This is a genomic window from Ruegeria sp. CDSB113 (genome assembly GCF_059611045.1).
Map to the genome: position 1 here is coordinate 1 of NZ_JBXWOU010000023.1, position 25,232 is coordinate 25,232.

21 protein-coding genes and 3 pseudogenes are annotated in these 25,232 nt (G+C 55.2%); 8 read left to right on the forward strand and 16 right to left on the reverse strand.

Annotation, left to right across the window (positions count from 1 at the left end; all coding sequences use genetic code 11):
• Nucleotides 1–174 (reverse strand): annotated as a pseudogene (locus AC2FIS_RS22565) (IS66 family transposase); the annotation flags it as partial.
• A gap of 130 nt (nt 175–304) precedes the next feature.
• Here AC2FIS_RS22565 and AC2FIS_RS22570 point away from each other — a divergent pair.
• Both AC2FIS_RS22570 and AC2FIS_RS22575 read left to right on the forward strand, forming a co-directional pair.
• On the forward strand, nt 305–490 hold the full coding sequence (locus tag AC2FIS_RS22570; RefSeq protein ID WP_496775555.1) for a transposase: 186 nt from the start codon (nt 305–307) through the stop codon (nt 488–490).
• A 216-nt stretch (nt 491–706) separates the two neighbouring features.
• Nucleotides 707–1,318 (forward strand): IS110 family transposase, encoded by a 612-nt coding sequence (locus AC2FIS_RS22575; protein ID WP_496775535.1) that lies wholly within the window; start codon nt 707–709, stop codon nt 1,316–1,318.
• Nucleotides 1,319–1,392: 74 nt separating this feature from the next.
• Here AC2FIS_RS22575 and AC2FIS_RS22580 read toward each other — a convergent pair whose 3' ends face one another.
• The 5 genes from AC2FIS_RS22580 to AC2FIS_RS22600 form a co-directional block, all read right to left on the reverse strand.
• The gene (locus AC2FIS_RS22580; RefSeq protein WP_496775536.1) at nt 1,393–2,802 is read right to left on the reverse strand and encodes an amidase; all 1,410 of its coding nucleotides are present in this window, start codon (nt 2,800–2,802) and stop codon (nt 1,393–1,395) included.
• A gap of 33 nt (nt 2,803–2,835) precedes the next feature.
• Entirely contained in the window at nt 2,836–3,636 is an 801-nt protein-coding gene (locus tag AC2FIS_RS22585) for an ABC transporter permease (protein WP_496775537.1), read from the reverse strand.
• Nucleotides 3,633–4,526 (reverse strand): ABC transporter permease, encoded by an 894-nt coding sequence (locus AC2FIS_RS22590; protein WP_496775538.1) that lies wholly within the window; start codon nt 4,524–4,526, stop codon nt 3,633–3,635. The genes AC2FIS_RS22585 and AC2FIS_RS22590 overlap by 4 nt, the downstream gene beginning before the upstream one ends.
• 4 nt (nt 4,527–4,530) lie before the next feature.
• Complete coding sequence (locus AC2FIS_RS22595) at nt 4,531–5,646, reverse strand: ABC transporter ATP-binding protein (protein ID WP_496775539.1); 1,116 nt, start codon at nt 5,644–5,646, stop codon at nt 4,531–4,533.
• Between the two features lie 74 nt (nt 5,647–5,720).
• Nucleotides 5,721–6,854 carry an ABC transporter substrate-binding protein gene (locus AC2FIS_RS22600; RefSeq protein WP_496775540.1) on the reverse strand — a complete coding sequence of 378 codons (1,134 nt, stop codon included), beginning with the start codon at nt 6,852–6,854 and terminating at the stop codon, nt 5,721–5,723.
• A 177-nt stretch (nt 6,855–7,031) separates the two neighbouring features.
• Here AC2FIS_RS22600 and AC2FIS_RS22605 point away from each other — a divergent pair, with 177 nt between their 5' ends.
• The gene (locus AC2FIS_RS22605) at nt 7,032–7,844 is read left to right on the forward strand and encodes a helix-turn-helix domain-containing protein (protein WP_496775541.1); all 813 of its coding nucleotides are present in this window, start codon (nt 7,032–7,034) and stop codon (nt 7,842–7,844) included.
• A gap of 44 nt (nt 7,845–7,888) precedes the next feature.
• On the opposite strand, the pseudogene AC2FIS_RS22610 reads toward AC2FIS_RS22605, so the two are convergent.
• The 9 genes and pseudogenes from AC2FIS_RS22610 to AC2FIS_RS22650 all read right to left on the reverse strand — a co-directional run.
• A pseudogene (locus AC2FIS_RS22610) lies at nt 7,889–8,176 on the reverse strand (IS3 family transposase); the annotation flags it as partial.
• A 33-nt stretch (nt 8,177–8,209) separates the two neighbouring features.
• Nucleotides 8,210–8,845: pseudogene (locus AC2FIS_RS22615) on the reverse strand (IS3 family transposase); the annotation flags it as partial.
• Nucleotides 8,842–9,138, reverse strand: a complete 297-nt coding sequence (locus AC2FIS_RS22620) for a transposase (RefSeq protein ID WP_496775542.1) — start codon at nt 9,136–9,138, stop codon at nt 8,842–8,844. The gene AC2FIS_RS22620 and the pseudogene AC2FIS_RS22615, both read right to left, overlap by 4 nt.
• Nucleotides 9,139–9,355: 217 nt before the next feature.
• A complete protein-coding gene (locus AC2FIS_RS22625) occupies nt 9,356–9,679 on the reverse strand; it encodes a hypothetical protein (RefSeq protein ID WP_496775543.1) in 324 nt (107 codons plus the stop codon).
• A 360-nt stretch (nt 9,680–10,039) separates the two neighbouring features.
• Nucleotides 10,040–10,972 (reverse strand): methylenetetrahydrofolate reductase, encoded by a 933-nt coding sequence (locus AC2FIS_RS22630; protein ID WP_496775544.1) that lies wholly within the window; start codon nt 10,970–10,972, stop codon nt 10,040–10,042.
• A gap of 183 nt (nt 10,973–11,155) precedes the next feature.
• Complete coding sequence (locus tag AC2FIS_RS22635; protein ID WP_496775545.1) at nt 11,156–13,174, reverse strand: dipeptide ABC transporter ATP-binding protein; 2,019 nt, start codon at nt 13,172–13,174, stop codon at nt 11,156–11,158.
• Nucleotides 13,174–14,061, reverse strand: a complete 888-nt coding sequence (locus AC2FIS_RS22640; RefSeq protein ID WP_496775546.1) for an ABC transporter permease — start codon at nt 14,059–14,061, stop codon at nt 13,174–13,176. The genes AC2FIS_RS22635 and AC2FIS_RS22640 overlap by 1 nt, the downstream gene beginning before the upstream one ends.
• A gap of 4 nt (nt 14,062–14,065) precedes the next feature.
• Nucleotides 14,066–15,025 carry an ABC transporter permease gene (locus AC2FIS_RS22645; RefSeq protein ID WP_496775547.1) on the reverse strand — a complete coding sequence of 320 codons (960 nt, stop codon included), beginning with the start codon at nt 15,023–15,025 and terminating at the stop codon, nt 14,066–14,068.
• Between the two features lie 70 nt (nt 15,026–15,095).
• Nucleotides 15,096–16,574 carry an ABC transporter substrate-binding protein gene (locus tag AC2FIS_RS22650; protein ID WP_496775548.1) on the reverse strand — a complete coding sequence of 493 codons (1,479 nt, stop codon included), beginning with the start codon at nt 16,572–16,574 and terminating at the stop codon, nt 15,096–15,098.
• A gap of 204 nt (nt 16,575–16,778) precedes the next feature.
• On the opposite strand from AC2FIS_RS22650, the gene AC2FIS_RS22655 reads away from it, so the two are divergent.
• Nucleotides 16,779–17,480 (forward strand): Type 1 glutamine amidotransferase-like domain-containing protein, encoded by a 702-nt coding sequence (locus AC2FIS_RS22655; RefSeq protein ID WP_496775549.1) that lies wholly within the window; start codon nt 16,779–16,781, stop codon nt 17,478–17,480.
• Here the strand turns inward: AC2FIS_RS22655 and AC2FIS_RS22660 are convergent.
• A complete protein-coding gene (locus AC2FIS_RS22660) occupies nt 17,448–18,383 on the reverse strand; it encodes a LysR substrate-binding domain-containing protein (RefSeq protein ID WP_496775550.1) in 936 nt (311 codons plus the stop codon). The two genes, AC2FIS_RS22655 and AC2FIS_RS22660, sit on opposite strands and share 33 nt — an antisense overlap.
• A gap of 145 nt (nt 18,384–18,528) precedes the next feature.
• Here AC2FIS_RS22660 and AC2FIS_RS22665 point away from each other — a divergent pair, with 145 nt between their 5' ends.
• The 4 genes from AC2FIS_RS22665 to AC2FIS_RS22680 are packed head-to-tail and all read left to right on the forward strand — an operon-like array spanning nt 18,529 to nt 24,979.
• Nucleotides 18,529–19,464 carry a ketopantoate reductase family protein gene (locus tag AC2FIS_RS22665; RefSeq protein WP_496775551.1) on the forward strand — a complete coding sequence of 312 codons (936 nt, stop codon included), beginning with the start codon at nt 18,529–18,531 and terminating at the stop codon, nt 19,462–19,464.
• Nucleotides 19,461–20,315: a fumarylacetoacetate hydrolase family protein gene (locus tag AC2FIS_RS22670; protein ID WP_496775552.1), complete on the forward strand. Its 855-nt coding sequence runs from the start codon at nt 19,461–19,463 to the stop codon at nt 20,313–20,315. The genes AC2FIS_RS22665 and AC2FIS_RS22670 overlap by 4 nt, the downstream gene beginning before the upstream one ends.
• 10 nt (nt 20,316–20,325) lie before the next feature.
• A complete protein-coding gene (locus AC2FIS_RS22675; protein ID WP_496775553.1) occupies nt 20,326–21,573 on the forward strand; it encodes an aminomethyl transferase family protein in 1,248 nt (415 codons plus the stop codon).
• A gap of 19 nt (nt 21,574–21,592) precedes the next feature.
• Nucleotides 21,593–24,979: an indolepyruvate ferredoxin oxidoreductase family protein gene (locus tag AC2FIS_RS22680; protein WP_496775554.1), complete on the forward strand. Its 3,387-nt coding sequence runs from the start codon at nt 21,593–21,595 to the stop codon at nt 24,977–24,979.
• Nucleotides 24,980–25,232: the final 253 nt, after the last annotated feature.

Genomic DNA, 25,232 nt, shown 5'->3' on the forward strand with positions numbered 1-25,232 from the left:
CTTCCCGCGTGCAGCTTTTTCAATAGCATAAAGAAGAGCGATGCGCCGGATTGCCTCTTCAGCGATCTGTGATCCCTGCGACTGGAAGATATCGACGAACTTGCGGCGGACATGCGCCATGCAAGCGATCTCGTGGACATCCGCGACGTGCTGATTCCAGAGATCGAACCCGGCACTGCTGTGATCCTCGACAACCTCGCCACCCATCGCAACAAGGAGGCAGACGCGCTCCTGCGCGAACACGGTTGCTGGTTCCGTTGCTCGGGGAAAACGCCCCACTGGGGCCTTTTCTGATCCCTCCAACCTGCCACCCTACAGCCCGGACCTGAACCCAATCGAGATGGCGTTCTCAAAACTCAAAGCCCACCTGAGGCGTATTGGAGCGAGATCATTCACGGGGCTGTTCGAAGCCCTCAGCGAAATATGCGATCTCTACACACCGCAAGAATGCTGGAACTACTTTTGCGAGGCCGGATATGCTTCTACGTAAACTGGAAAAGCTTGTCTTATGATTTTGCCAGTCTCCATGCGAAGATGGAGCCTCTGCCAGCCAAGCCATTTATGGCGGGCAGAGGCGGTGTGTGGATCGGGACATGCTTGGTCGTAGTGGACCGTTCTAAAGTGCGATCGCACACCGTCTTCTCATGAGGCCTGAAGGGATACCCGGGATTGCCGTCCCGGATGACAAGCATAGGACATGACGAAGATGACAAACGATAGCATTGGCGTGGATGTTTCCAAAGACAAGCTGGACGTGCACCGGTTGAGCGACGGTACATTCGCGCAATTCCCCAACTCGAAGGCCGGGTTCCAGAAGCTTTGCCGTTGGATCGGGCCGGACCTGCCCGCCCGCGTAGTGTATGAGCCAACGGGTCCTTATCATGGAGCGTTCGAAGCGGCGCTGGCCGACCACTTGCCGCTGGTCAAAGTGAACCCAAAACATGCCCGCCGCTTTGCGGAAAGCAAAGGACAGCTGGCCAAAACGGATCGGGCAGATGCACGCGTCCTGGCTCAGATGGGTACAGCGCATGCGTTGGAGCCAGACGCGCCAGTTGCCAAGGACCGCCCTATTCTCAGAGAGTTGCAAGCTGCCCGTACCGCGCTGGTCAAAGACAAGGTGCGCCTTCAAAACCAGCTGGATCGGCAGCAACAGAGGCTGACGCAAAAGCTGACCAGGCGCCGATTGCGCCAAGTGGTGGACGATCTGGCGGAACTGGACCAAGCAATCCACTTGATTTTGTTTCGCAGATTGGGTGAGCACCTTTACTACGGGCAATCCCAGCCGTGGAATGAAACACGAAATGTATCTGGCAAGTGACTCGGACGGTGGTCTTTATTGCACGTGAGGTGATCCAGGATTTTCCAACCCAAGTTCCCAAATTTTTTAGACAGCTAAATGGGCGGCATCTTGCCATTCCAAGGTCGTGTTCTTTCCATGATGGACGCAAGCCCTAATACAATGTCGTCCTGGCCTCTTGGCGCGACGATTTGCAGGCCTGTCGGCAACCCGCCCATTGAAAAGCCAGAAGGAACGGAGATAGCAGGCAGCATCAATGCGTTGAACTGCATGGTCATGTCCATTGCGGTGAGTTTACCGTCTTTCCGGAGTGAGAGAGCTTCGATTTCGTTGAAATCAACTGTGGGTGCGGGGATTGACTCGGTTGGACAAAGCAGCGCGTCGCAGCGTTGGAAAACAGGCACAAGCCGATGCCATGCGTCGGTGAATATTTCACCGAATTGCATCAATTCCGGCCCGGAAACCCGCATGCCATTTTGAATTGCGGTGACGATACCGGGGTCCATTTGGGCTTCGAATTGTGCAAGGTGATGGCCAAAGTTTGCAGCCATGAAGACGTCCCAATAGGACCACCAGGCTTGCGCAAATTCGGCGGTCCAGCCTAGGTCCACATCTTCGATTACGTAGCCTGCGGCTTCGAAAGCCGCAGCACTAGCGCGCAGGTTTCTTTTGACATCCTCATCCACGCGATAGCACCCAAGGTCCGCGGAGAGCGCAAGACGCCGGTTGGAGCCGGGCTGGGCGGGCAACTCGCCAAGATCAAGGCTCGGCAACACACATTGGATATCGCGTGGCTCTGGCCCCTGACACAGCGACACGAACAGCCCGGCATCCCTCACGCTACGGGACAGCGGGCCATGGCTGGTCATCCAGTCAAACTGGTTTGGCATGAATTCGAAGGGGATACGTCCCTGACTTGGCTTCAGCCCGACAATTCCGCAATGTGAGGCGGGAATTCTGACTGATCCACCGGAATCGGACCCTTCGGCCAATGGTACACAGCCTGCTGCAACCGCCGCAGCTGATCCGCCCGAGGAGCCGCCACTTGTATGATCCGTGTTCCACGGGTTGCGTGTGATGCCCCAAAGTGGGCTGTGGGTCATGCTCGAATAGGTGAACTCGGGCGTGGTTGTGCGCCCAACGATAATCGCCCCCGCCGCTCTCAGGTTGTCGACGATGATCGCGTTTTGCGTGGAAATGTCATTCTCAAGGACATACGATCCCTTTGTCGTGCGTTTGCCTTTGATCGGGGCGAAATCCTTGATGGCGATGGGCACACCGTGCAGCGGCCCCAATGCCTCCCTATTCCGGACAGCCATTTCAGCGCGTTTGGCTTGCTCAAGCGCTTCTGACGCGTAGACCTCACAAAAGCAATTGAGTTCCGGGTTAACCTGTTCAATGCGTTCAATTGAATTGGCGACCAGCTCAACCGGCGAGACCTTTTGCGTTCGTACCATCTCAGCCAGCGCTGTGGCGTCCGTGTAGCAAAGATCGATATCAGGCATCCGGTTTCCTTTGGAAAAAGATCGAAACTGCGGTCAAATTGGTTTTCTGGACTGCGCATTCTTTCGAAGGAGATATGCGGCGATCACGGCGAGGATCAGTGTCAAACCAAGCGCCATGACCACCACGGCGGCCACGTCCCCGCGCAGTCCTGCCTTGAACGATGACAGGATATAGACGGGCAAGCTGGACGAACCGGGACGCTGCACAAAGAGCGAGACAATGACATTGTCAAAGGAGTAGGTGAACGACAGCAATGCGCCTGCAATCACCGCAGGCATCATCAGCGGCAAGGTGATTTGGACATACGACCGCCAGGGTGGCGCGCCAAGATCACCGGCAGCTTCTTCGAGTGTTTCACTTATGCCTTCTGCCCTTGCTTTGACGATAACCGCAACGAGGCCGGTGTTGAAAAGAGAATGGCCGATGGCCAACCGGAACAGGCCATTGTTGATCCCGATGTTGTTGTACCAGATCACTTGTCCGATGGCTGAAACCAGTTCCGGCGTGACCAGTACCAGACCAACCAGAAGGGCAAAGGGTTTGCTCCAAACGCCCTGATGCCGGGCCATCGCGACGCCGGCCAAAGTGCCCAGCACAACCGAGATGACTACGTTAAGCAACGCCGCCCGCACGGAGATGTCCAGCGTGCTCAGGATGCGGTGATTGTCAAAGACAGCCCCGTACCAGAAGGTTGAAAACCCTTCCCAGATGAACAGGATGCGCCCGTCGTTGAAAGAGTAGAGTACGACAATAAAGATCGGCACGAACAAGAAGAAGATGATCACCGCCATCCAGATCTTCAAAATCACGCCAACGGGGTCTTTCTGTTTCATATGGAAGCCCCCTGTACGCCGCGGTTCGCCATGCGAAAGACGACTTGCAGCAGGGCAAACAACAAACCAATTAGCAGCAATAATATGATCAGGATTATCGCCATGGCCGCGCCAAGAGGCAGGTTTTGCGCCTCAAGGATTTGAAGGGCGATCAACCTGCCAATCATCAGACCACGGGCGCCACCAAGGATTGCAGGTACCACATAGTCACCTGCGGCGAGGATAAAGGTCAGGATCCCTGCACCAATCAACCCTGGTGCAGCTAGTGGTAGTGTGACTTGAAAAAACGTGGTCGGTTTTCCTGCCCCAAGGTCCGCGCTGGCTTGCCGCAGCGCCGGGTCAATCCGCTCCAGCGCAACAAAAATTGGCAGGATTGCGACCGGAAAATAATTGTAGATGATCCCAAGTTGAACGGCCAGTTGGGTGTCGAGGATCGCCAAAGGCCCCGAGATCAGCCCAATCGCCTGCAACGCCTCTGAAAAATTTCCTTCGGGCGCCAGGATGATGCGCCATGCAAACGTGCGCAGCAGGAAACTGACCCAATAGGGAAAGATGATGATGAACAAAAACCATGGACGCCAGCGCGGGCTGATCCGCGTAGACAGCACATAGGCAACCGGAAAGGCAAACAGCAGGCAAACGAACGTGCCCAGACCCGCTGTTTTCAAGGTGATCCAGAAGACCTGGACATAAACGGGCGAGAAAACCTCGCGGTAATTCTCCAGCGTTAGCATCTCAAACGAAACCGGGTCAATAGCGGATGACGGCGCTTTCAGCCCGAAGCTGAACACGATGATCGATACAAGCGCTGCGAGCAGGAACACTGCCCACCATGCGGTGGCGGGCAGGAGGGGCAGCCATTTTCGTGATGTGGCGCTGATCCTGCTCATGCTGTCAAACCGTCGACGCCGATGGTGCGGCTTTCAGCCCGGCGGTGATTTCTTCGTCCATTCGAAAAATGGACGTGTCATCGCGCGACCAATGCACCCAAACTGCGCTGCCAACGGCGAAACCTGCCGCTTCCTCTCGGGGACGTCTGCAAAAGAACTGACCGCCAGAGGTTAGCTGAACAACAAATTCCATGATGTTTCCTAGATGAAGAATTTGCAGTATCTCGCCCTTAACAGCGTTATCTGCCGATCCAGGTCTCTCCCAACTGATCATGGTTTTCTCAGGACGCACCGCTGCAAGCGCGTCGCTCTCGGCATCGCTTGCCGCATGTTTCGCAAAAAACTGACTGCCGTTCGGCGTTGTGATCGACTTCTCGTTGACGTCCAGCGTGCCATATAAAAAGTTCTGCGAACCGATGAAGTCGGCGACAAAGGCTGTTGTTGGCTCATCATAAAGCGCGCTAGGGGTGCCAATCTGTTCGATGCGGCCATGGCGGGTAACGACGATCCGGTCGGACATCGCCATTGCCTCTTCCTGATCATGGGTGACCAGAACAAAAGCGATCCCGGTTTCCCGCTGCAATTTCTTCAGCTCAATCTGCATTTGCTGGCGCAGACGACGATCCAATGCGCCGAGCGGTTCGTCCAGAAGCAGGATGGAGGGCCGTTTCACCAACGCCCGAGCAAGGGCAACACGTTGTTGTTGCCCTCCCGAAAGCGCATCGGGTTTACGATGCGCCATGGCGATCATCTCAACCATTTCCAAGGCTTCGCGTACCCGGGTTTTGCGTTCCGTCGCCGGAACCCCTTCCTGACGCAGGCCATAGGCAACATTATCGGCAACGGTCATATGCGGAAACAAGGCATAATTCTGAAAGACTGTATTCACCGGACGTTTATGAGACGGCAGGTCGACAACATTCTGGTCGAGGATTTTGACCTCTCCCTCATCAGGAAAATCGAACCCGCCGATCATCCGCAAAATGGTGGTTTTTCCCGCCCCTGACGGCCCCAAAAGGGTGACAAACTCACCCTGGGCAACATCCAGATCGACATTGTCGAGAGCTACGAAGTTGCCGTATCGTTTTGAAATCCCGCGCACAGAAACGGCATGTGTCATGATATCCAACCCTGAACTTATTGCGTCACGGGCCAGATGGCCCGCGACCAGTTTAGTAGATTTTCAGTTTGGTGTTACTGCGCGACGGCGGCTGCGGCTTTGAACTTGGTGAAAATCGCGACCCTGCGATCGTAGGATTCGTTTCGTTGGGTCAATTCACCGCGTGCAATGACTTCGTCCGACGGGAAGATCATCGGGCTGTTGGCCACATCTTCTGCAAGATGCTCTGCCGATGCGTTCACCGCCGAAGCATAGCCGGTGTAAGTCGTTTCTGCTGCGGCGTTCTTCGGGTCAAGAATGTGATTTAGCCAGCTATGTGCAGCATTTGGGTGCGACCCTCCAACAGGCATGTGATAGCTGTCCATCCAAAGCTCAGTCATGGGCGCGCCATACTCAAATTTCAGATTCGGATTGCCTGCCGCTTCGATCACCAGACGGCTGTAACCGTTCCAGTTCTGCGCGAGCTTGACGGTTCCACTGGCCACATCTTGCTGCGGATATGTGTTGAACGTCCTGATGTGGCGCGCCAGCTCCAGCGCCTCTTCTTCTACCCGGTCCAGCACGGCCTCGTCCGTGGTATTCCATGATATCCCGTCCTTCCACATCAACGGTGCAATGGCCAAGGCATCGTCCAGAAGAGAGACCTGTCCGCTGGCTTCGTTCTTCGCGGCATCAAGAAAATCGGACCAGGAGTTCATTTCACGCTGAACAACAGAGCTGTCGTAGACATAACCCTGAGAGCCCCAGTTCTTGGGGATCGTGTAGTCATTGTTGGGGTCAAAATCCCTGCCAAGGAAACTTGGGCTTAGGTGTTTGAAATTCGGGATTTTGGATTTGTCGATCTTTTGGATCAGGCCTCGGCTGATCAGCAAGGGGATCATGAAATCGGTGTTCATCCCCAGATCATACCCGCTTTCGCCACCGGAGAGCTGCAGCTTTGAAAGCATTTCATCGTTGCTGGAATATCCATCCAGAATAAACCGGGCGCCAGTTACTTCCTCCCAGGCGGCAATATTGTCCGGGCTAATGTATTCCGACCAGCCCATGATATTGAGCAAGTTTTCGACGTCCTGTGCTTGCGTGACCGTTGGCAAACCAAGCAAGGTCGGCGTGGCACAAAACGCCAATCCCGTTCCCAACATCGACCTACGAGAAACAGCCTCTTTGCTCACCCGACCATCTTTCCCGGATCTGGTAGTGTCAGGCATTTTTTCTCCCCATTTTTGCGCGTGCAGGAGGCGGACCGTGAATCAAATGTGCGGAACCCTTGCTGCTGTCTTGGAAATGGTGAGCGCAAATGCATATTGTGCATATACCCCCACGAGGGTACAAAGCTCTCCAAAATACCCGATACTCAGGGTACAATCGTACCGCAAGCCTAGTATATGGACGACATGAAAAAGGCAGATGACCTGAGATTGGATGAGATCGCCGAACTGGTCGCCTTACTGGGGACAGACGAGTTTCCGTCGCGGTTGCTGAGCTTCATCAAATCCGATGTACATGTCGATAACAGCCTGATCCTGGCCTTCTCTCCGAATTGCGCTCCGATTGAACTTTTCCGTGAATTCGATGATCGCGCTGAGTGGGCGTACCAAAATCTTTATCTTGAAGGTGCCTATCTGTTGGACCCCTTTTATCAGGTGTGCATCGCTGGGATTGAGCCGGGCCTCTACCCGATCAGAGCAATTGCACCTGACAGGTTCTTCCAAAGTGAATACTGCGCCTCATATTATAGCAAGATTCCATTGGTTGATGAGGTCGGGATCATTCGCCCAATCTCTCACGAATTGGTTTTTGTCTGCTCTCTCGGTCGGGGGCCAAAATCGGGCAATTATGCTGCGCGTGAATTGAAACAGCTAAAACGCATTGAACAACTCGTTTCTGTGCTCATGCTGAAACACTGGCGCGACAGCTTGCAGGCAACCGAGATGCGCGGCAACTTGTCAGACCTCGGCGAGGTCGCCAAACGGGTTGGATCATTTGCCAAGACACTGACCCCCAGTGGGATCTCACCGCGTGAGGCGGAAGTAGCATCTTTGATCATGCAAGGACACTCAAATTTCTCTGCTGCAGCCAACTTAGGAATTGCCACGGGCACCGTAAAAGTTCTGCGCAAACGTCTCTATGCTAAGCTGAAGATTTCTTCCCAAAATGAGTTGTACCAGCTGCTGTTTCCTTCAGTGCTCAACAAATGACTATTGGAGTTCGTCCCGATTTTTGGACAGTTTGATTATTGACCCTATGCTGCGCTTTTCCAAGTCATGGTTTCATATGCTTTCGCGGGTGTTTGGTAGCCGATGGCGGAATGACGCCGTTGGCGATTGTAGAAGACCTCTATGTATTCGAAGATCGCCGCCTTTGCCTGGGCGCGGGTTTTGAAGCGCTCCCGATGAACCAGTTCCTTTTTCAGTGATGCAAAGAAACTCTCCATTGGAGCGTTCTGCGCCTTCAAATGGTCCCCCAGACCATTTGATCCGCTGGCGCGGACCAGCTTGAACTCCAGGCATTCGCCGGTTCGGCTCATTGATTGGATGATCTTCGCGGACCCGAGCAGTGCACGGTATTCGCTGCCAGCGTATTGGAAGCCGCGATCCGAATGGTGAATGAGCCCTGGAACCGGTCCACGGCGCCCCAGGGCCATGTTCAGGGCATCACAACACAGTTCGGATCGCAGATGATCGTCCATTGCCCAGCACACGATTTCACGCGTGGCCAAGTCTTTGATGGCAGCCACGTAGAGCCAGCCTTCATCCGTATCGACGTAAGTAATGTCAGCGAGCCAAACCCGGTTCGGAACGGTGCAATCGAACCGTTGTTCCAGCAGATTTGGCGACGGTTTGAGGCAATGATTGCTGTCTGTGGTGCGCGGCTTTCGGCGCTTGCACATGCGCGGCGAGACATTGTTTTCCCGCATTATTCTGGCCACGCGCCGCTCCGAAACGTCCTCGCCATCGGCTTTCAGATCCTGGTGGACCCGCTTTGACCCATACCGTTTTTTGCTGTGAGAAAACGCCTCTTTGATCTTTGGCAGCAACTCGGCGTCCCGGTCGGTACGCAGCTTTTGCCGCTGATCTCGGGCAGGTTGCGACTGGACAAAGCCGTAAAACCAGCTGCGCGCAATGCCAACAATGCGACAGAGCTGAGCGATCAGGTTAACAGTCTTGTGGGCAGCGACGAAAGCACGCTTCGTGTTCATGTCTTCGCTGCCCTTGAGGCGAAAAAAGCGGAAGCTTTCTCAAGGATTTCATTTTCCAGCTTCAAACGTTTGTTTTCCTTACGCAGACGATCCAGTTCCGCAGCATCGGCCCTTAGCCTGCGCATCGCTTCCAACGATCCTGCCGCTTCAATCTCTAGGCGCCAGGTCTTCAGCTGGGAACTCGTCACACCCAGTTCCTTGGCCACGCCGGTTTGTGTGGCACCAGGCTTATAAAGCCGACCAACAGCTGCGGCTTTGAATTCATCTGTGAACGTTCGTCTCGATTGTCCCATTCCATGCTCCTTTCCTGGACAGGGGTACTTTACCCCGGTGTCCGGGAACAGGGACGAAGTTCACTATTACGGCAGCTTTTTGAAACTGCCACGCAGCGAATGCGGACCTCTGTGCGGCGGCAGCGAATTAGCCCATTTTTTCCGTATTGCGCCAATATATTGAATGATGCTCATCGGTCGAATACTCGCTGCTTTCATCTTGGTGCTGGCGAACATTTCAAGCGGAATTCCCACTCAAACCGCACATATGACCATACCATCTGACGCGTCTGCTGATGAAAGCTTGGATCCCAAAAGGCACTTCTGCCGCGACTGGAGATATCTTGGCTATTAGGCTGATAACGAGATCCAGGGTTGCTAGCTCCCCTACACAACTCCCAATCAAATCATTTTCAACGAAAAGAGCGTTTTTCACATCAATATCAAGATGTCGTTCAGAAAAGGCGGCTAGAGACTTCCAGTGGATTGTAGCTTTCGCATCTTTCAAAAGACCCATTTCTGCAATCAGGCCAGTAATGTTACCTATGGCAAAGATTGGCACGCCCTTGCGATGCGCTTGCCGCACCACTGTGCAAACACTTTTTGCATCGGTTGCAACACTTTCGGTTCCGCTGCAGAGAAAAATGCCATGTGGCCCGTGGCCCGCACTTATTGCGAAAACCAGGTCTTTGACGTCTTATTTGCATTCAATTTCTATGTCACCCTTGGATCTGGTCTTTTTTTGCGAAACGCCTACCAACTCCATTTTTGCAGAGATATCGGGAAATTCGTCCGATACAAAAAGCAATGGTTCCGCAATCGAGGCAAGACTCAATGTTGAAAAACCATCCAGCAAAACGACTGCTATTCGAGGGTGGCATGCCGCAAAGTCGAACATAGCTCCAGTTCTCATTGCTAAATGTCAAACCGCGCCATGCGCTGATGACGCTTTGTTGTGTGCTCCTGCAAAGTCTACAGTTTGCCGGATGCCGCCAAGCGGGAAGAAATGGATTTGCGCAAGGTTGGAATCCTGCGTTTGCCGCTTATGTGCGGCAAAATCTGCAAGAATCTCTGTCGGTTCATAAGGCAGCAAAAGGTTGGTCACGTCCTTGGCGCGTCGTCGTAGAACGCGCATTGATGGTCCAACCCTACAGGCGACGGCAAACTTTATCATTGTCTGAAGTTTCGCCGGACCCGCGATTCCGAGGTGAATGGGAAGATCAACGTTTTCGGCTTTCAGCCTCGTGACCCATTCAAGTATAGGGCCCATCTCGAACGCAAATTGCGTAACAATGGCCATTTCAGCATCGCTGCGTTCTGAAAATGCCTGTTTCCAGCGGAGCGCGTCCATCAAATTTTTGTCGGTTCCATCCGGGTCGATGTCTCTGTTGCCTTCTGGGTGGCCCGCGACATGAAGGCGGGTAAATCCATGCTTGTCAAAAAGCCCTGTTTCCAGAAGTTGCATAGAGCAGTGAAAGTTGCCACGAGGACTATTGAGACCACCGGCCAAAAGCAATGCCTGGTCCGCCCCCGCGTCCTTGTATCGGGTAATCCAGTCTTCCAGCATTGCCTTGCCGGTCAAGAACCGTGCGGAAAAATGTGGCATAGCCTGAAACCCGGCATTGGAAATTCGACGGACAGTCGCGATCATGTCTTCGATTGGTGTGCCGTCAATATGCGCGACATAAACGCGTGTACCTTCAGGTAGTATCGCCTTGAAGTCTTCAATTTTGGCAGCTGTACGCGGCATGACTTCGATGGAAAAGCCTGACAAGACAGGTGACAAACTCGCAGCAAGTCCTGCGTCGCCTTCTTGGCGGCTCTTCTTTGAAAATACGCTAAACAGCTTCGCCATCGAGAAACCTCCTCTAACGGGAAATGCGGGACGCTAATTCGCCCCCACAATATGTTGCTGGCCGATCAACGGTCGGAGCTGCAAGCCACGCTTTCAACTTCCGACCCACACGGTATTTTCTTTTCTTCATCGCAAAAGCAGCCCTTGGGACAGGTCATCAAATGTGGCACGCAGGCTCATACCTCAGCCAACGAGGTCTTCGCGATGGCACCAGATGATATGTCCACCTGGAAACTCCCTACGTGGTGGTGCCGTTTCTTCACAAACTGACCCCAGGCTTTTGGGACAACGGCGCTGAAACGGGCAGCCGCGCTCAGGGGGGCTAAGTTCGACCACATCATTTGCTGCCAGGGATGGCGTGAAATCCGGGTCAGGCTCCAGGACCGCGCCCAAAAGAACCTCTGTATAAGGGTGCGAAACAGATCCGTAGACATCTTGTGTTGGTCCAAGTTCGCACAGGCGCCCCTGATACAGAACGGCGACGCGGTCGGACAACGCCTTAACCACAGCAAGGTCGTGGCTGACGAAGATATAGCTGGTCTCATTGTCACGCCGAAGATCATCTAAGAGTTCCAGCACGGCGGCCTGAACCGACACATCAAGCGCTGATGTGATTTCGTCGCAGAGAACAAGCTCGGGCTGGGCCGCGAAGGCGCGGGCGACAGCGACGCGCTGCTTTTCTCCGCCTGAGAGTTGGCTGGGCAACCGGTCTAGATAGTGAGCCCCAAGGCGGACCTGTTCCAGCAATTCGGACGAACGATCCAGCAAGGCTTGCCCGGTTAATCCGAAATAGAGTTTCAGCGGTTGGGCCAGTATCTGGGCGATAGTCTGTCGTGGGTTAAGGCTTTCATCTGGATTCTGAAAAATAAGCTGCACCTGACGAAGATGCCGGTCGTCTCGATCCTCTACCTTTGCGGGCAGTTTTTCCTGGTCTTTGAGCGTGGTTTCTCCGCGAAGCGGAGGCAGCAGGCCGGAAATTGATTTCAAGATGGTCGATTTTCCTGACCCGCTTTCGCCGACCAGTCCCAGAGTCTCACCATGGCAAAGCGCGATGTTTATGCCATCAACAGTGGCCACTGTGCGTGTCTCGCGCCCCAGCAACCGATCGACAAACCCCGGTTGGGTGTATGAAATCGCCATGTCGTTCAAAGTCAGCGACAGTGCCTCGGGCAGCTGTCGCACCCCGGTTTCGCGGTCTCCGGTCAACGGGATAGAGCGAACATGTTCAGGCAAGTGACAGCGGGTGCGGGTTCCATCGGGCTGCGGCGCAAGCTCTGGTCGACCCGTTCTGCAATGGTCGTTGGCGATAGCGCAGCGAGACACGAAGGCACAGCCCTTTCCCGCCTGGCCCGGTGCTGGCGGACGCCCATCGAGCGCGCGAGGCAGACATTTATCCGATAGCTTGGGAATTGAGGCAAGCAGGCCGCGGGCATAGGGATGGCCGGGGTCGCGCAGGACTTGCCGGGCAGCACCCTCCAGAACGACTTCGCCTGCATACATCACCACAACCCGGTCGCAAACGCGCGCAATCGCGCCCAGGTCATGGCTGACATACACCATCGCCATGCCTTTATCTCGGGCGAGATCGCGCAACAGTTCAAGAATATGCGCCTGGGTCGTCACATCCAGACCGGTTGTCGGTTCATCCAGCAACAGCGCCTCAGGTTCCCCGGCAAGTGCCATTGCAATAGCCACCCTTTGCTGCTGACCGCCCGAAAGCTCATGCGGGTATCGCCTTGCAATTGCGGCGGGATCGGGCAATCGCACCTGGCCCAATAGCTCAATAACGCGCGCGTCATGCTGGCCTTCGTTCTGGGAACTGTGCAGCCGCAATGCCTCGCGGATCTGCGCGCCAACCCGTTGGCTCGGGGTCAGGGATTGACCGGAATTTTGCGGGATCAGCCCCAATCGTCTGCCGCGAATACGCTCAAGCGCGCGCCGGTCCTGCACGAACATGTCGATCCCGTCAAAATGGGCCTTGCCGTCAAGGACCTTCAGGCCTGTTTTCAGGTAGCCCATCATTGCGAGGGCAAGTGTGCTTTTTCCCGAACCACTTTCGCCGACAAGACCTATGCTTTCCCCGGTCCCAACGGACAACGAAATGTTCCGCAAGACCGGCAGCATTCCTCCGGCTCGTCCACGGAAACCAATACTCAGATCATCAACGTCAATAACGGTCTTTGCAGCTTCAAAGTCTCGCATCATACAGGTGCCTTTTGCGCGCGGTCGATGCCTAGGGCTTTGGCCAAAGCGTCCGCAGTGAGATTAATACCGATGATCAGGGATGACAGTCCCACCATCGGGGCGAGGACACCTAGCGGCGAGAAGGACATGAAGCCTCGGGCATCGGCGATCATAAGCCCCCAGTCGGGCGTGGGTGGCGATACACCGAACCCCAGAAAGGAGAGCGACGAGAACGCCAGTAACATCCATGACCAGCGCATCGCACCCTCGACCAACAGAGCATCTCGGACGTTCGGCAAAAGTTCGTTCCATATGATCGTTGGTCGGCCATGCCCCCTTGCGCGGGCGGCCTGAATGAAATCACGAGCGACAACGTCATGGGTGGCAGCGCGCGCGATCCGGATTACCGGGATGCCGTAAAAGAACGCCAGTGTAGGGATAAGAACCTCTATCCCTGTCCCGAAGGTAACGATCAGGACCAGCATTTTCAGGATCCATGGCAGCGATAGGAACGCATCCACGATCCGCATCAGAACCTCGTCCAGCCGCCCTCCGGCCAGGCCGAAAAACACCCCGACCAGACCGCCCCAGAGAACCGCTAGCGGTGAGGCGATACCCGTGACCAGAATGGCCTCCCGTCCGCCAAGCAGGGTTCGTGTCAAGGTGTCGCGGCCCAGATGGTCAGTCCCGAGCCAATGCTGAGCTGAGGGTTTGGAAAGCATGAGGGTCGAGTTCATTTCGGTATAGTCGTAAGGCACGAGCCACGGGCCGATAACGGCCAGGACCAAATGTGCTGATACCAAAGCCAGCCCAATTGCCCCCGAAGGGCGCGCGGTGATGTCTTGTAAAACAAGAAGAAGTCGCTGGAACGGACTCGGACGCTGATAAGTAGGAAAATCTGTCATTGGTTTAGTTCCTGCGCATGTGAGCTGTCCGCAACCGCGGATTGGCAATCATGGTCAGCAGGTCGGCCAGGAGGTTCACGCAAACATAGACCGACGCGATGATCAGGGCGATTGCCTGTGTTACCGGCAAGTCGCGATCTGAAATACTGTCGATCATCATGCGACCAAGACCCGGATAGTTGAAAACGGTCTCGATTACGACGACTCCACCTAGCAACCACGCGATTGTAAGAGCCACCACGTTGATTGTAGGTAGAAGCGCATTTGGCAGAATATGCCGGAACACGATTTGCCAGTAAGGCACGCCTTTCAGAAGCGCCATTTGCGAATAATCTGAGGCAAGAGTTTCAATGACGGATGATCGCACTGTGCGTAGAATATGCGCGGTCATCACCAATGTCAGAACCCCTATGGGCAATAGCACTTCGGGAAAGAACTCTGCCACTGGTGCATTAGCAGAGGTTAGGACGATACCAGGAATCCAACCAAGCCAGACAGAGAATATGAGGATCAGCAAGGTTGCCGAGACGAATTCGGGGATTGTCATTGCAGCAATCGCTGTTGTCGAAATGATGATATCAACCGGCCGGTCGCGCCAAAGAGCCGCAGCAACGCCCAGGAACAAGGCCAATGGTATCCCCACCAGCATGGCGCCCGACGCAAGAAGCAAAGTGTTGCGCAACCGAAATCCAACAAGTTCAGAAATTGATTTTTGTCCGTTGGCCGATAGCCCCAGATCGCCCTGCAATGCACTTGCGGCCCATTCCGTGTACCGGGTAAGTGCCGGGCGGTTCAGCCCCAGATCCTCACGGCAATTGGCAAGCAACGTGCCTTTTGCCTCGCGCTCCAAGAATGCCGTACAAGCGTCGCCCGGTAGCATCTCGACGCCGGCAAAAATGATTACAGACACAAGCCAGACGGTGATTGCACCAAGGCTCAGTCGTCGTAAGAGCATGGACAGCATCACTCTACTCCAATCACGAAAAAATGGATGAAGGAGATGAGGGCGCATGCCACGCCCTCATCAAACAAGGTCAGTTGACCGTCACAAGGTGCCAGCGCACCGCGTTATTCTCAACTGGATCAAGGTTTTCGACGCGTGAGGTTATTCCGACCAATCGTGTCACATGATATGGAATAAGCGTTCCCGCAGTCTCCCAAAGATGCTCTTGTGCCTGGATATAGAGCCCGCGACGTTTGTTAAAATCCAGCTCCTGCCGGGCCTGCGCCAGAAGCGCGTCGAATTTTGCGTCTTTGTAGTAGCTTTCATTCCACTTGGCCGTGCTAAGGTAGATTTCGTTCAACGCCTGATCAGCCGGGCGTTCATTCCAGCGGGTCGTGACTGCGTCTTTTTGCATCCAAACTTCGCTCCAGTAACCATCAGACGGGACCTGAACGATATTCACTCGGATACCGGCAGCGGCAGCCTGATTCTGGTAAACTTCGGCAAGAACGGGCCAAGTCGGCTCAAGCGTTGCAACATGCAGATCTATGTCGATCCCGTCAGGATAGCCTGCTTCGGCCAAAAGCGCTTTGGCGCGTTCAATGTCCTGTGGGCAGTCGATGTCGGCACGATACTGGTCGCCTGGGCCGACGGGAGAGTCGCAGGCCATGACAGCGCCGCCGCCCATGACAAGATCAATCATGCCCTGACGATCCGCCGCCAGCCGAAGGGCCAAACGCACCCGCGGGTCGTCAAACGGCGCCACATCAGTTCGGAATATCAGGCCACGCCAATTGCCGGTCGGAATGGTCTGAATGTCAAACTTGTCCGAGCCATCCAGCATCACGCTCTGCTGGGCGGTGATACCGCGCTCCATATCGATCTGACCGCCAAGCAAAGCCTGAAGGCGCGCTTGCCCATCAGTGATACCGATGATTTCCATTTCGGCTACGCCCGGAGCACCTTCAAAGTAGTCCATATTGGCCTCGAGCCGGGTCGTACCTTCCGCATCAAAGCTGACAAGCTTGAAAGGTCCGGTGCCTAAGCCAGTGGTTGCAATTGTGTCGCCCGCCCCTTCGGGGATCATGCGCAAACGATAGTCCATCAGCAATAGTGGCAAGTCAGCGAACGAGCCATCCAGCGTCAGTTTTACCGTATTGCTATCTACTGCTTCGACCGTGTTGATCATGGCGATGGCCGACCGCGCCGGGCTGTCCATCTCGGGGTCGAGTACGCGCTCCAGTGAATAGACCACGTCTTCGGAACCAAACGTAGAACCGTCGTGGAACGTAACTCCATCGCGTAGTTCCAGTGTCCATTCGGTGGCATCTTCGTTTGCCGACCAGCCTACGGCCAGATCTGGTGACGGACGGCCATCCATATCAGGCCGCACAAGGCGGCTCATGATTTTTTCGGTAACCTGAAACACACGGCCCTTTGAGATCGGGTCAAGGCTTGAAGCCGATCCCGATCCAACTTCATGCGCCTGACGAAATACGCCGGTTGGCTCAGCCCAGGCCAATGAAGCTGAAAGTGCCAGACCAGAGACCACTCCTAGAATAATTCGCATTCTTTTTCCTCCCTTTGGTGGCCCCCCAATCCGAAATAGCGAGGCGGAGGAACTTATCAGAACAGTCCTGCGAGCCTGATTTTTGGTCAAACGAAAAAATATATGGATATGAATGGTGAAATGTTCATCTATACGCGATCAAAATAAGATTTGCCCCAAAGCGCCAAAACAGTTTTGACTAAAGTCGCCAACTGGTCCTTGGAAATGAGAAATGGGCGCAAACAATATCATTTTGACGATCGGTGGAGGTGGTTTCACCCATGCATCGGATCCGGACTTGACGATTTCTGCCTGCGTTTCGTACCGGACAAACGGAACCTGGGCTATATTGGTTGGGCAAACGAGGACGACGAGGTGCGGACAACCCGGTTCTATGATCGTTCCCGCGATGTCGCCGGATCCTCGTCACATCTGCCTCAGGGCACATCGGGATCCGAGACGCGCGAATGGCTTGCGGGCAAGCACTTGGTCTTTGTGGGAGGTGGTAATACAGCCCGTCTAACCGCCGCATTGTCGTCAGACGGACTGCTGGCGCATTTTGCAGCGGCAAATGCGAACGGTTGCGTGCTGGCCGGTGTCAGCGCCGGTGGCATTTGCTGGTTTGACTGGATATTGGCGGACTCGGACGTGCACGGATACGCGCCCATGCAAGGCCTGTCTCTGGTGCGTGGTGGTGTCTGCCCACACTACAGTTCCGAGGTTGCCCGAAAGCCACAGTTTGAAGCTGTCGTTGCACGCAGTGCTGATGGGGCGGCACATGCGGTAGATGACGGCGCATGCACTGTGGCCGTCAACGGTGAGGTGAAGGGAGGTTTCTCGGCACGTGATAATGGTTCCGCCTATAGACTTACCCCCGAAAAGGGGGCGGTCGCATCAACACGCCTCTCGATCTTTGGGTCGAATTGAGCTGGCGGTATCGGCTACAGCTTCGGCTTCAGCTTCGATCCATTCACACACGGTGCGGATTGCGCTGTTCTTGCGCGCATCATGATGCTCTAGCAGGTGAAAGGCTCGGGTTGGCAGCAGGTCAATCTCGAAGGGTTTGATCAGCTGACCCCGCGCGACATCGCTATCCATGAAAGGAAACACGCCAAGAGCAACACCTTGCCCATCCTTGACTGCACGCTGAACCATGTTGGAATCAACAATGGTCACTTCGCTTTCCAGCTTCAGGTCAGGACAGCCAGCCAGCGCGAACCAATTTTCCCATTCACTGCGGTCATGTTGGTGGATGATCGTCAGCCCGGCCAGCTGACGCGGGTCCGTCAACGGGCCTGTTTCACGTGCAAGATCAGGGCTGATGATTGGAGAATAGCGGGCCTCTACAAGACGCGTCGCCTCAAGCCCTCGCCATTCTCCGACGCCCCAATCAACCGCAAGATCCGATTGCATCTGGTTGCTGTCAGTGATCCGTGATCCGTGATGCACAACGAGGTCGACCTTGGGGTGCTCTTTGCTGAACTGCGTCAGCCGTTGACCCAACCAGCGTGATCCGAAAATCGGACCAACAGCAATTGAAACTGTTTTGCGCGGCGCCACGATATGATTTTCGACTTCTGCCTGTATCTGGTCAAATGCCGAGGTAAGCACCCCAGCTAGCGAGCTGCCACGCTCTGTCAGGCTGACCGCTCGCGTGTGACGGTTAAACAGCTTGCACCCCCAGTCCTTTTCAAGCTGTCTGATCTGATTACTGACCGTCGTGGCACTGACGCACAGTTCGGCTGCGGCGTCTTTGAAACTCAGATGGCGTGCGGCAGCCTCAAAGGTTCGAAGTGCGGTAAGCGGCAATCGTCGTGCATTTCTTGGCACCTCATTCCTCCGGATGAATAAAGAATTTGCAATCCATAGCGCCGACAAATCTCGTTTGTCAAAATCATTGTGAACCATGACCCTGCGAATTGAATGAAATCCAGCTCCTTCAATTGGCGGAGTGGCAAATAGGGGAAATGCCTTGGTGAAGATCGCCATTTTCGGAGTCGGAGCAATGGGTTCTATATATGCTGCCCATTTCGCCGAGGCGGGCCATGAGGTCGTGGCCATTGATCCTTGGAAAGCCCATACAGATGCAATTTGTGCAGAGGGGCTGAGGTTGGAGGGCCCGACCGCAGATCGTATTGTCACCGGAATCACGGCCTCCGACGATCCCGATCTGGCGCGCGGGGCTGATCTTGTCGTCATTGCCACCAAGGCATCGGGGGTCGGATCGGCGGCCCGCGCCGTGACTCCGTTCGTGACCCCTGACACGACTGTTTTGACAATTCAGAACGGGCTTGGCGCGGGTGAACGGATCACGCGACACCTGCCCGAGGGAAGCGTCCTGCTCGGAGTTGCAGATGGGTTCGGTGCGTCGATGCAAGGGCCAGGACATGCCCGCCATACAGCCATGAAGCAGATCCGGTTGGGAGAACTGACAGGCGGTCTGACGCCGCGGCTAGAACGCATCGCTGCGCTTTGGCAGGGCGCGGGACTGACCGCGCGCGCGTTCAGTGACATTCACCAACTTATCTGGGAAAAGTTGTTGTGCAACGTGACCCTCTCTGCGCCCTGCACCGTGCATGACTGCACCGTCGGAGAGCTGATGAGCGATCCCACAAGATGGGCTGAGGCTTTGGAGTGCATGCTAGAGGCGCATGCCTGCGGTCAGGCCCGAAACATCGCGTTTTCTTTTCATGATCCGGTGGCCTATGTCACCGACTTTGCCGCGATGGTTCGACATGCCAGCCCGTCAATGCGGCTGGATCATCAGGCGGGTCGTGCATCCGAGATCGACTTCATCAACGGGGCGATCCCGGTTATCGGTCAGCAACTGGGTATCCCGACCCCCACCAATGATCGTCTGAGCGCAGAAGTCCGCGCCCGCGAAGCATGCTTCGCAGGTACAGTGCAATGAAGATCGCCAGTTTCAATACGGCCTCGGGGCAAAGTTATGGCCTTGTTACTACGGACGGTGTGCATCCGGTGTCGGCAGATTTTGCAGCGCAGTACCCAAGTTTGCGCGCGCTTCTGGACGCCGGCATGCTGGAAGAACTTGCCAATAACTGCGCGAAGCAGGCGCTGGATATGTCCTCTGTGGAAATTCTGCCACCAGTCCCATCACCATCAAAAATCCTTTGCGTTGGCCTGAACTACCGTAAGCCTTATCCTGTGCCTGGCACTGCGGTTCAATCGAACGATATCGTCATATTCGGGCGCCACGACGACACGCTGGTGGGTCATGGAACGCCGCTAGAAATGCCGTTAGGCGACGCCGCGCAAAGTTTTGACTTCGAGGGTGAGATTGTGGCCGTGATCGGCAGTACATGCCGCCATGTCCCGGAGGCTGACGCCATGTCCTTTGTGGCGGGCTATTCCTGTATGAACGAAGGTTCCGTGCGGAGCTGGCAAAAACACTCGGTACATGCCGGTAAGAATTTTCATGCCTCCGGGTCCTGGGGGCCGTGGCTGACGACTGCCGATGAGGCGGGGTCAGTCGGCGTCATGGAACTGATCACGCGGGTCAATGGGCAGGTCATGCAACGGACAACCGGTGCCGAAATGATCCATCCGCTGCCCAAACTGATTTCCTACCTGTCTCATATCACCCAATTGAACCCCGGTGACGTCATTGCCACAGGGTCACCTGATGGCACTGGCGGAAGCCGTACCCCAACAGCGTTTCTAAACCCCGGCGACGTGGTGGAGGTCGATATCCCGACCATTGGCACGTTGCGCAATCAAGTCGCCGCGCAGGCGATCAAATAGGACGACACTCATGCACCCAGAGCTAAAAAAAATGCGCTTTTCGGTTAAACCTTTTCCGATGGAGGAAAATCGCCCTGTCGAACTGGCCCGCACCATGGCCGTGCATCCGCTGACCTATCAGGAATTGCCCTATGAGCCTGAGTATTCGCTTTATGCCGGGCGGCTGACGCCTGAAAAAATGACCAATGCCACCCCGGACGAGATGTTTTGGGCCGCGCGTCAGAAAATCATCTTGCGGCACACCGGCGAACACCCGTTTGAAATCGCGGGCCCGGATGCGCTGACGCTGTTACAAAAGATATTTCCCCGAGACGTATCCAAGGTAAAAACCGGGCGCTGTTCTTACCAATTCGCCTGTTATCATGATGGTGGGATGATCACGGATGGCCTGCTTTTGCGTGTGGCCGATGACCGATATTGGTTTGCCCAGGCTGACGGCGATCTGTTTTCCTGGTACATGGCTCATTCCGAAGGGTTGGATGTCACGATCAGTGATCCCGATGTCTGGGTCAGTCAGATCCAGGGGCCACATTCGATGAAATTGCTCGAACATTTGCTGGACGGCCCAATGCCAGACCCATGGCGTTATTTCGATTGGGCCGAGGTCAGCATGGCAGGCCAAAAGGTCATTATCAGCCGAACGGGTTTCACCAACGAACTGGGTTGGGAAATCTATTTCCGCCCGGAAAATGATATCGAAATGCTGGGCGACCTGATTTTGGACGAAGGGACAAAAATGGGCATGGTGTTGACCGCGACACCGGGTTTTCGTGGCCGCCGTATCGAGACGGGGCTGCTGTCTGCTGGGCAGGATTTCAATCGCCACACCACGCCTTTTGCAGTTGGCCTGGGCAAGTTCATTGACTTCGAATCTGGTGATTTTATTGGGCGCGTTGCCTTGATGGCCGCAGACAAGACCTGCCGCAGTTGGGGAATGCGTGTTGAAGGCGGTACGGCCTTGCGTGGTCAAACTCTTCACCAGAACGGCCAGACCATTGGTCGGGTTACATCCAGCACATGGTCGCCCTACCAGGTGTGCGGCATTGGAATCGTCCATCTGGACAGCGATAAGTTTGGCCCCGGTAGCGTTGTTGAGGTTGATTGCACCGATGGCACAAAGCACCGGGCAGAGCTTTGCACCCTGCCGATGTATGATCCGAAAGGTGAAATCGTTCGCGGGATCAATACGGCGATCCCGACTGGCCCGGATCCTTGGCCGGGGATTACAGCGGACACCGATACTGTCAAAATCGCCTGAGCCTCAAAGGTAATACAGCATGCTTTCTAACGACACTCTGCGAGAGGTATCTCTCGCCGACCGCTTCGACCTGAGTAAACGCGGTGTTCTACTTTCGGGCACGCAGGCCCTGTTGCGGGCGACACTGGTACAGCGCGCCCGAGATGAGAAAGCTGGCCATAATACCGCAGGGTACGTTTCAGGGTACCGGGGTTCACCACTGGGTGCGGTCGATTCGACCTTTAAAAAAGCGCAGGGATTGCTGGACCCGGCGCAGATAAAGTTTCAGGCCGGACTAAACGAGGATCTGGCTGCCACAGCAATCTGGGGCACCCAGCAGGCTGAGTTACGCGGCGAGGGCCTTTATGCCGGGGTGTTCGGGCTATGGTATGGCAAGGGGCCGGGCGTCGATCGGTCGGGCGATGTTTTTCGTCATGCAAATCTTGCAGGAACGTCGCCTTTGGGCGGGGTTCTGGTCGCAGCAGGTGACGACCACACCTGCGAAAGCTCGACCACCTGCCACCAATCCGAACTGGCGCTGATTGACGCTATGATCCCCATCCTGTCCCCCGCAGGTTTGCAGGAACTGCTAGATTTCAGCATCCACGGCTGGGCTCTTAGCAGGTATAGCGGCTGTTGGGTCGGTCTGAAGTCGGTCAAGGATACGATCGAAGCGACGGCCGTTGTCGATGGCGACCCCTTTCGCGTTGAAACCCGTCTGCCCGAGCGTTCGGACAAACAGGCCCTGAACATTCGCCTGAACGATACGCCCCAGGCGCAAGAAGTCCGTCTTCACAAACACAAGATACCAGCGGCACAAGCCTACGCACGCGAAAACAGGTTGGACCGGCGCATGCACGGCTCTTTTGGAGCGCGGGTCGGTCTCGTCGCTTCCGGGAAAAGCTGGTTGGACCTTGTTCATGCCTTTGACCTTTTGGGGATCGACGAAGAAAGCCTGCAACGCCTTGGGATCACAACATATAAAGTCGGGATGGTTTGGCCATTGGATCCCGTCAGTCTGCGGGACTGGGCCGAAGGGTTAGATGATGTCATCGTCGTCGAAGAAAAACGTTCGGTATTGGAGCCTCAGATCCGGGAAAACTTGCCCGTGGGCACTACCGTCCTAGGAAGCCACGACAAGCAACAATCACCTCTTTTCCGCTCAATTCTTGATCTTGATCCAGCGAACATCGCCTTGGGGCTTGTGCGGGCGTTGGAGCAGATTGGCGTTGACATGAGCGCATATCAACATTCGGTGGATCGCTTGGGAAACCTGGCCCGCGCCACTGCGTCCAACGATCTTGCTGAACGCAAACCCTGGTTTTGCGCAGGATGCCCACATAGCAGCTCAACCCGTATTCCGGATGGCGCGCGCGCCTATGCCGGTATTGGCTGTCACTACATGGCCCAGTGGATGGGCCGCGAGACCAGTGGGTACACCCATATGGGCGGCGAAGGGGCCAACTGGATCGGAGAGGCGTTGTTTTCCAAACGTGGCCATGTCTTTCAGAACATGGGCGACGGCACCTATAACCATTCGGGAAGCCAGGCAGTTAAGGCGGCTGTCTATGCGGGCACCAATATCACCTATAAAATCCTCTACAATGACGCTGTGGCAATGACAGGCGGTCAAGAGCACGAGGGGCAAATGACGCCCTACCAAATCGCAGCAGAGTTGCTGGCTTTCGGTGTGCGCAAAGTTGTTGCTGTGATCGATGAAAAGGAAGCAACACCGCGTTTGCCTGATGGTGTGAAGGTGTTTCCCCGCGACAAGCTGAACGACGTTCAGGAAGATTTGCAACACCGAAACGGCGTGACCGCAATTCTTTACGTTCAGACCTGTGCCGCCGAAAAGCGTCGTCGTCGCAAGCGTGGCAAATACCCCGATCCCGACAAACGGGTTTTCATCAACCCTGCAGTCTGCGAAGGCTGTGGTGATTGCGGCAAAGCGTCGAACTGCGTAGCGATATTGCCGCTCGATACGCCGCTTGGGCGCAAGAGGAAGATTGATCAATCCGCCTGCAATAAGGACTTCTCTTGCCTAAAAGGGTTCTGTCCAAGCTTTGTAACCCTGTCGGGTGCCCAGCCTGCCAGTAAATCCGTAGGCACGTCAGATATCCCGAACCTTCCCGAACCGGTGCTGCCGAAATTTGACCGAACCTGGAACACCCTGATTACCGGGATCGGCGGCACTGGTGTGGTAACCGTGGGTGCGCTTATGACTATGGCGGCGCATCTTGAGGGGAAAGGCGCGGCAGAATTACAAATGGCCGGGTTGGCGCAGAAGGGTGGAGCAGTATCTATCCATTGCCGTATCGCACCAAAGCCAGGCGATATTAAAGCAACCCGGTTGGCTATGGGCGAGGCGGACGCCGTTATCGCAGGCGATCTTGTGACGGCCTCTAGCAAGAAATCAATGAGCCTCTTGGAACCGGGCCGGACTCGCGTGCTTGCGAATGCCGCCGCGGCCATGACCGGGCAATTCACACTTAACCCGGAACTCAAGATCCCGGGTCAGGACTTCCAGAGCCGGATCGAGGCTCATAACGGCGCGGATTCGGTGATCAAGATTGACGCATCAACCGCTGCACGCGATCATTTGGGCGATAGTATCTACAGCAATGTCTTGTTGCTTGGCGCCGCATGGCAAGCCGGCATGGTGCCCCTCAGTCGGGCGGCCTTGCACCGGGCAATCGAATTGAACGGTGCGGGTGTAGAAGGCAACCTTCGGGCATTCGAAACAGGCAGGTGGATGCAATATCGCGAAACCAGCGGCGGCGACATGCCTCAAAGCCCCGTAGAGTCTCCTAATCAGCGGATCGATCGTCTTGCCGAGTTCTTGGTAGACTATCAGGGGTCGCAGCTGAAAGCGCGCTTTCTACAATTGGTGGAGCGTGCCCGCAGCGCCGAAGCAGAAATCGGATTGACCGGATTTACCGAAGCCGTAGCTGACGGATATTTCAAGCTACTTTCCTATAAGGACGAATACGAGGTCGCCCGACTTCACACGCGCGAGCTTGACGCGCTGCTTGAGCAGGATTTCACGTCTATCAAGCGGATAACGTTTCACCTTGCACCCCCATTGTTCAGTCGGATGGGGAAAGATGGGCGTCCGATCAAGTCAGAATTCGGCCCTTGGGTGCGACATCTGTTCCGGATTTTGATGCGAATGAAACGTCTGCGTGGCACAGCTTTTGACTTGTTCGGGTATACCGAAGAACGGCGGCAGGAACGTCAATTGATATGTGATTTTGAAGGGGACATGGCGCGTACAATCTCTGCCCTGTCCAGTCATACACACCAAGACGCGATCGCCCTCGCCCGAGTACCGGAAACGATCAAAGGTTTTGGGCATGTGAAGTTGGCAAACATAAAAAATGCCGCGACGCAAAGGATGCAATTGTTGTCTAGGCTTGGCTTGCATTAATGCTGAACTGTATCTGACGAATACTACAATATACGCGCGAGATGATGAACGACAGACTGAACCCCGGGTAAAACCTGAGTCATAGAAGAACAAAAGAGTCGGTCGATCGTTCAGGCGCATGGGGGCATCGGAATAACAGCCATGCGTGAGGCACATGAGAATTTAACCGATGTCACACCAACAATCCTCTCCACGGTTTCAAGCCAGTTTGTCGATGACTGGCTGGCGGCGCTGCGTGCCCTGTGTGTCACTT

What these genes read in the sequence shown, in the direction of transcription:
- AC2FIS_RS22575 (WP_496775535.1), top strand. Translation starts at nt 707, where the DNA reads ATGACAAACGATAGCATTGGCGTGGATGTTTCCAAAGACAAGCTGGAC.
- AC2FIS_RS22580 (WP_496775536.1), bottom strand. Translation starts at nt 2,802, where the DNA reads ATGCCTGATATCGATCTTTGCTACACGGACGCCACAGCGCTGGCTGAG.
- AC2FIS_RS22585 (WP_496775537.1), bottom strand. Translation starts at nt 3,636, where the DNA reads ATGAAACAGAAAGACCCCGTTGGCGTGATTTTGAAGATCTGGATGGCG.
- AC2FIS_RS22590 (WP_496775538.1), bottom strand. Translation starts at nt 4,526, where the DNA reads ATGAGCAGGATCAGCGCCACATCACGAAAATGGCTGCCCCTCCTGCCC.
- AC2FIS_RS22595 (WP_496775539.1), bottom strand. Translation starts at nt 5,646, where the DNA reads ATGACACATGCCGTTTCTGTGCGCGGGATTTCAAAACGATACGGCAAC.
- AC2FIS_RS22600 (WP_496775540.1), bottom strand. Translation starts at nt 6,854, where the DNA reads ATGCCTGACACTACCAGATCCGGGAAAGATGGTCGGGTGAGCAAAGAG.
- AC2FIS_RS22605 (WP_496775541.1), top strand. Translation starts at nt 7,032, where the DNA reads ATGGACGACATGAAAAAGGCAGATGACCTGAGATTGGATGAGATCGCC.
- AC2FIS_RS22620 (WP_496775542.1), bottom strand. Translation starts at nt 9,138, where the DNA reads ATGGGACAATCGAGACGAACGTTCACAGATGAATTCAAAGCCGCAGCT.
- AC2FIS_RS22630 (WP_496775544.1), bottom strand. Translation starts at nt 10,972, where the DNA reads ATGGCGAAGCTGTTTAGCGTATTTTCAAAGAAGAGCCGCCAAGAAGGC.
- AC2FIS_RS22635 (WP_496775545.1), bottom strand. Translation starts at nt 13,174, where the DNA reads ATGCGAGACTTTGAAGCTGCAAAGACCGTTATTGACGTTGATGATCTG.
- AC2FIS_RS22640 (WP_496775546.1), bottom strand. Translation starts at nt 14,061, where the DNA reads ATGACAGATTTTCCTACTTATCAGCGTCCGAGTCCGTTCCAGCGACTT.
- AC2FIS_RS22645 (WP_496775547.1), bottom strand. Translation starts at nt 15,025, where the DNA reads ATGCTGTCCATGCTCTTACGACGACTGAGCCTTGGTGCAATCACCGTC.
- AC2FIS_RS22650 (WP_496775548.1), bottom strand. Translation starts at nt 16,574, where the DNA reads ATGCGAATTATTCTAGGAGTGGTCTCTGGTCTGGCACTTTCAGCTTCA.
- AC2FIS_RS22655 (WP_496775549.1), top strand. Translation starts at nt 16,779, where the DNA reads ATGAGAAATGGGCGCAAACAATATCATTTTGACGATCGGTGGAGGTGG.
- AC2FIS_RS22670 (WP_496775552.1), top strand. Translation starts at nt 19,461, where the DNA reads ATGAAGATCGCCAGTTTCAATACGGCCTCGGGGCAAAGTTATGGCCTT.
- AC2FIS_RS22675 (WP_496775553.1), top strand. Translation starts at nt 20,326, where the DNA reads ATGCACCCAGAGCTAAAAAAAATGCGCTTTTCGGTTAAACCTTTTCCG.
- AC2FIS_RS22680 (WP_496775554.1), top strand. Translation starts at nt 21,593, where the DNA reads ATGCTTTCTAACGACACTCTGCGAGAGGTATCTCTCGCCGACCGCTTC.